Below are 5,920 nucleotides of genomic sequence, written 5' to 3' on the forward strand. Positions count from 1 at the left end.
AGGCTATCGCCCAATGCATGTAGACTTTCAATTTCTACTAGCTGTGCAAAAAGTAATAATTTAAGGAATGATTCTGTCGTTAATTTTTTCGTATAGTAATCTAATTTCAATGTTTTCACGTTATCTTCTAATAATTGAAGATTAATTGGTGAAAACCATTGTCCAAATGAAGTTTTTCGTGTAATCTTGTCCATAAGTTTGGTCCTTTATTAGTGGATTTGGACGGGTTACCACCATCTATTTCCATTATAAAGGACTTTTTGTTTGCCTAAAATAATAAAATTGAAGATTTTGAGTCTTTTTAATAGTTAATTTAAATTAATGCAACACTAGTGGCTAAATATAACCAATTTATTGTCAATGCATGTTATGGAACCGACTCAAAAAAATTCATTGCGTTTATGAGAAATAAGCACTAAGATAGTACGTACAATAAATTATTTTGAAGCTAGTATAAAAAAAGTAAGCTTTTACTTATTAAACATTTAATGAAGGAAAATATTTACTTTCCCAAGAGATACTTCTTTCATGAGGTTATAAAGGTAAAAATGAAACAAAACAAAAGATTTGACGTTCTTTTGCCAGTTTTCGTACAATAAAAAAACGCGTAATTGAAGTCAAGTAGGGGAGTGAAGGATTCGTGAGAGAGTCCTTTTTTGTAAAAAAGGTACTAAATAATAATGTTTTAATTGCTACACACAATGCATACAAAGAGGTTGTTTTAATAGGAAAAGGAATTGGCTTTAATAAAAAGAAAAACGACGAAATAGATGCAGATGCTGTAGAAAAGATGTTTTTGCTTAAAAGCGAGGAAGAGCAGGAACAATATAAGCAGCTTTTACTACAGGTTGACGAAAATGTAATTGAGATGATGAATGATATCATTACACATATACAAGCACGTGTATCTAAACCTTTAAATGAGCACATTCATATCGGATTAACAGATCATATTGCATTTGCTGTAAAGCGTTTTCAACAAGGCCTTGATTTGAAAAATCCTTTTTTAATTGAAACAAAAGCTCTTTACCCAAAAGAATTTGAAATTGCTGAAGAGGTTGTAGCAATGATTCATGAAAAAGTTGGAGTGCAGCTACCGATAGGGGAAGTGGGGTTTATTGCACTGCATATTCACAGCGCGCTAACGGAAAAAAATATTTTAGAAGTAAATCAAGATTCGCAGCTTATTCAAACAATTATTAACGTCATTGAAGAGTCTTTAAACCTTGATGTGAACAAAGAATCTGTTCATTATATGAGGCTAATTCGCCACTTGCATTTTGCAATTGATCGGGTGAAGACAGGGGAAGTCATTGAAGAACCAAAAAAAATTGCTTTACTATTGAAAGAGGAATATCCTCTATGTTACAATGTCTCATGGAAAGTGATTAAAATTATGCAACAAGCTCTACACTTACCAGTTTATGAAGCAGAAGCCGTTTATTTAACGATGCATCTGCAGCGACTTATGACAAAATCGGATTTATAAAATCATTTCATACGTGTTACTGATACGATCAGGCATGAGTGAGAAATGAAACGCATGGACAGGGATAGGTCTATCCTTTTGTTGGTGTTTCAATTTTCACCATGCCTTTTTTGTTGTAAGAAAGCGTAATCATGAACAAACTAATGAAATACTCACTTAGATTCACGTACCCTTTTTTGTTAAAAAGAAAGCGTTTGAATTGAATGTGTATCAAAACATCATCTTGTTGCACAATACAAATATAAAAAGGGGGTAAAACGCCATGTTTAAAAAGCTTTTTGGCGTCTTACAAAAAGTCGGAAAAGCACTTATGTTGCCGGTTGCGATTTTACCGGCAGCAGGTATCCTACTTGGGTTTGGTACTGCTTTTCAAAATGAAACGTTACTTGAAAGATTACCGGCTTTAAATGCTGACTGGTTCCAGATGGTTGCTCATGTTATGTCCAACGCTGGAGACATTATTTTTGGTAACTTACCTTTACTATTTGCTGTAGGGGTAGCAGTTGGGTTAGCTGGAGGAGAAGGCGTAGCCGGACTTGCAGCAATCGTTGGTTATTTAATTATGAACGTAACGATGGGTACAGTAAAAGGGCTGGATGGTTTAAAACCAGCTGAATTTGCTAAGTTATTAGAAGATCCTGCATACGCAAGTGTGTTAGGAATTCCAACGTTACAAACAGGTGTGTTTGGTGGTATTATAATTGGGGTGCTAGCAGCGGCTATGTACAACCGTTTCTTTAACATCGAGCTACCTCCATACTTAGGTTTCTTTGCTGGTAAGCGCTTTGTTCCAATCGCAACAGCGGTATCATCAATTGTTATTGGTTTAATCATGGTAGCAATATGGCCAATCATTCAAAATGCACTAAATGCATTCTCAAACAATATGATTGATGCAAACTTAACGCTATCGGCATTTATCTTCGGGGTTATTGAGCGTTCATTAATTCCATTCGGTTTACACCATATTTTCTATTCACCATTCTGGTATGAGTTTGGGTCTTATGTGAATCAAGCTGGTGAAGTGTTCCGTGGAGACCAACGTATCTTCATGGCACAATTAGCAGATGGTGCTGAATTAACAGCAGGTACGTTCCAAGTTGGTAAATTCCCGTTCATGATGTTCGGTTTACCAGCAGCAGCGCTTGCTATTTATCACGAAGCTCGTCCTGAAAATAAGAAGTATGTAGCTGGTATCATGGGTTCAGCGGCTTTAACATCATTTTTAACAGGTATTACAGAACCACTTGAGTTCTCATTCTTATTCGTAGCACCAGTTTTATTCGCAATTCACGCAGTGTTTGCTGGTCTATCATTTATGATCATGGAGATTTTAAATGTTAAAATTGGTATGACATTCTCCGGTGGGGTTATTGACTATATCCTATTCGGTGTGTTACAAAATAGAACAGATTGGTGGTTAGTAATCCCAGTTGGTCTTGTTCTAGCAGTTATTTATTACTTTGGTTTCCGCTTTGCGATCCGTAAGTTTAATTTAAAAACACCAGGTCGTGAAGAGAAATCGGATGATGCAGATAGTGATAAGGTTGAAGCGGGTGAATTACCACGCAATATCCTAGAAGCATTAGGTGGTCAACCAAACATTACGCACTTAGACGCATGTATTACTCGTTTACGTGTATCAGTTGATGATGTTAAAAATGTTGATAAAGAGCGATTGAAAAAGTTAGGGGCTTCTGGTGTGTTAGAAGTAGGTAACAATATTCAAGCAATCTTTGGTCCTAAATCTGATACGTTAAAGAGTCAGATTAAAGACATTATGGATGGCAAAACGCCTGTTGCACCAAAAGAAGAACCAAAAGCTGTAGAAGAAGCATCGAAAGCTGCGGTAAGCACAAACGGTGGCGACATTGTTTCACCAATTGAAGGAGAATTAGTTCCGTTATCAGAAGTACCGGACCAAGTATTCTCACAAAAATTAATGGGTGACGGTTTTGCGATTATTCCGAAAACAGGCACAGTAGTTGCGCCAGTGGATGGAAAGATAGTAAACTTATTCCCGACGAAGCATGCTTTAGGAATTGAATCAACGACTGGGCAAGAAATTCTAATTCACTTTGGAATTGACACAGTTAACTTAAAAGGTGAAGGTTTTGATGCACTTGTTGCTCAAGGTGACGAAGTGAAGCAAGGCCAACCATTATTACAAGTTGACTTGGATTTTGTAAAATCAAATGCACCATCTACGATTACACCTGTCATCTTTACAAACCTACAAGCAGATGAAAAGGTAAAAATCTTAAAGCAAGGCGAAGTTTCATTGCAAGAACAAAATATTATTACTATTTCAAAGTAAAAAGGAGATTGATTTAACATGGCACAAAAAACATTTACAGTAACAGCAGACTCAGGAATTCACGCACGTCCAGCAACAACATTAGTACAAGCAGCTAGCAAATTTGATTCTGATATCAACTTAGAGTTCAACGGTAAAACTGTAAACTTAAAATCAATCATGGGCGTTATGTCTTTAGGTATCCAAAAAGGAGCTACAATCACAATTTCTGCTGAAGGTTCAGACGAAGCTGATGCAATTGCAGCTCTTGAAGATACAATGAAAAAAGAAGGATTAGGTGAATAATGACAGTGGAAATTCAAGGCATTGCCGCTTCTAGCGGCATTGCTATTGCTAAAGCATTCCGTCTAGAAAATCCAGAGTTAACCGTTGAAAAGAAATCCGTTTCAGACGTTGAAGCTGAAGTAGCTCGTCTAGAAGAAGCACTTGCAACATCTAGATCAGAACTTGAAACGATTAAAGAACATGCGCGTAAAGAACTTGGCGAAGATAAAGCTGAAATCTTTGCAGCACATTTATTAGTATTAAGCGATCCGGAATTAATCAATCCGATTAAAGATAAAATTACTGGTGAAAACGTGAATGCAGAAGTCGCACTAGACGAAGTTGCAGCGATGTTCATCAACATGTTTGAGTCAATGGATAACGAATACATGAAAGAGCGTGCAGCAGATATTCGTGACGTAACGAAGCGTGTATTAGCACATCTTTTAGGTGTAAACGTTTCAAACCCAAGCATGATTTCTGAAGAAGTTGTCATTATTGCAGAAGACTTAACGCCATCTGACACAGCTCAGTTAAATCGTAAATTTGTAAAAGGGTTTACAACTGATATCGGAGGCCGTACTTCTCACTCTGCAATTATGGCCCGTTCAATGGAAATTCCAGCTGTTGTTGGAACAAAAACAGTTATGGAAGACATTGAAAACGATACACTTGTAATCGTTGATGGTCTTGATGGAAACGTTATTGTTAACCCATCAGAAGAAACGATTAAAGCGTATGAGAAAAAGGCAGAAGAATATGCAGCACAAAAAGCTGAATGGGCAAAGCTTGTAAACGAAAAAACAGTTTCAGCGGATGATCACCACGTAGAACTTGCTGCTAATATTGGAACGCCTGAAGATGTTAAAGGTGTATTAGAAAACGGTGGTGAAGGCGTTGGTCTTTACCGTACAGAGTTCTTATATATGGGTCGTGAAGAACTTCCAACAGAGGAAGAACAATTCACATCATACAAAACAGTTTTAGAGCGTATGGAAGGCAAGCCTGTTGTTGTTCGTACTTTAGATATCGGTGGAGATAAAGAGCTTCCTTATCTAAACCTACCTAAAGAAATGAATCCATTCTTAGGTTTCCGTGCAATCCGTCTATGCTTAGAAATGCAAGATATGTTCCGTACACAGCTTCGTGCGTTATTACGTGCTAGCGTATATGGAAACTTAAAAATCATGTTCCCAATGATTGCAACAGTTGACGAGTTCCGCCAAGCAAAAGCCATTCTTTTAGAAGAAAAAGCAAAGCTTGAAGCAGAGGGCGTTAGCGTTTCTGATAACATTGAAGTAGGTATGATGGTTGAAATTCCTTCTTCAGCAGTTATTGCAGATTTATTTGCAAAAGAAGTAGACTTCTTCTCAATTGGAACAAACGATTTAATTCAATACACGCTTGCGGCTGACCGCATGAATGAGCGCGTATCTTACTTATATCAACCGTATAACCCGGCAATCTTACGCTTAGTAAACATGGTTATTAAAGCGGCTCATAAAGAAGGCAAATGGGTTGGTATGTGTGGAGAAATGGCTGGAGATGAAATTGCGATTCCAATTCTTTTAGGCTTAGGCTTAGATGAATTCTCAATGAGCGCAACATCTATCTTAAAAGCACGTTCTCAAATCCGTCAATTATCAAAAGCGGATATTGAACCACACTTAGATGAGATTTTATCAATGTCTTCTACTGAAGAAGTAATTGAATTTGTAAAATCAAAATTCCATATCTAATAAAAGAGGCTGGGACATAAGTAATTCAGCTAATGATAAACCTGAACGATTGAGAGTTTCTCACTTTTAATCGTTCAGGTTTTTTGTTGATTGTGAAAACAATGTTGGAAA

At 36.9% G+C, this 5,920-nt stretch carries 5 protein-coding genes; 4 read left to right on the plus strand and 1 reads right to left on the minus strand.

Going from position 1 to position 5,920, the window contains the following annotated elements; translation table 11 throughout:
• A partial coding sequence (locus AS180_RS20790) for a DUF4372 domain-containing protein (RefSeq protein ID WP_139109177.1) occupies positions 1 to 194 on the minus strand: 194 nt, incomplete at its 3' end.
• Positions 195 to 640: 446 nt separating this feature from the next.
• On the opposite strand from AS180_RS20790, the gene glcT reads away from it, so the two are divergent.
• The 4 genes from glcT (at position 641) to ptsP (ending at position 5,809) form a co-directional block, all read left to right on the plus strand.
• Positions 641 to 1,489, plus strand: coding sequence for a glucose PTS transporter transcription antiterminator GlcT (gene glcT, locus AS180_RS20795; protein ID WP_025909184.1), 849 nt, complete (start codon positions 641 to 643; stop codon positions 1,487 to 1,489).
• A gap of 262 nt (positions 1,490 to 1,751) precedes the next feature.
• Complete coding sequence (gene ptsG / locus AS180_RS20800; RefSeq protein WP_025909185.1) at positions 1,752 to 3,806, plus strand: glucose-specific PTS transporter subunit IIBC; 2,055 nt, start codon at positions 1,752 to 1,754, stop codon at positions 3,804 to 3,806.
• Positions 3,807 to 3,824: 18 nt separating this feature from the next.
• Positions 3,825 to 4,091, plus strand: a complete 267-nt coding sequence (locus tag AS180_RS20805; protein WP_025909186.1) for a phosphocarrier protein HPr — start codon at positions 3,825 to 3,827, stop codon at positions 4,089 to 4,091.
• Entirely contained in the window at positions 4,091 to 5,809 is a 1,719-nt protein-coding gene (gene ptsP, locus AS180_RS20810; RefSeq protein ID WP_025909187.1) for a phosphoenolpyruvate--protein phosphotransferase, read from the plus strand. Before AS180_RS20805 ends, ptsP begins: the two co-directional genes overlap by 1 nt.
• The last annotated feature ends 111 nt before the right edge of the window (positions 5,810 to 5,920 follow it).

The sequence above is a fragment of the Priestia veravalensis genome (assembly GCF_001457055.1).
GTDB lineage: Bacteria > Bacillota > Bacilli > Bacillales > Bacillaceae_H > Priestia > Priestia flexa.

Excerpts from the sequence above, each read along its gene's own strand:
- ptsG (WP_025909185.1), top strand. The coding sequence starts at position 1,752 with ATGTTTAAAAAGCTTTTTGGCGTCTTACAAAAAGTCGGAAAAGCACTT.
- AS180_RS20805 (WP_025909186.1), top strand. The coding sequence starts at position 3,825 with ATGGCACAAAAAACATTTACAGTAACAGCAGACTCAGGAATTCACGCA.
- ptsP (WP_025909187.1), top strand. The coding sequence starts at position 4,091 with ATGACAGTGGAAATTCAAGGCATTGCCGCTTCTAGCGGCATTGCTATT.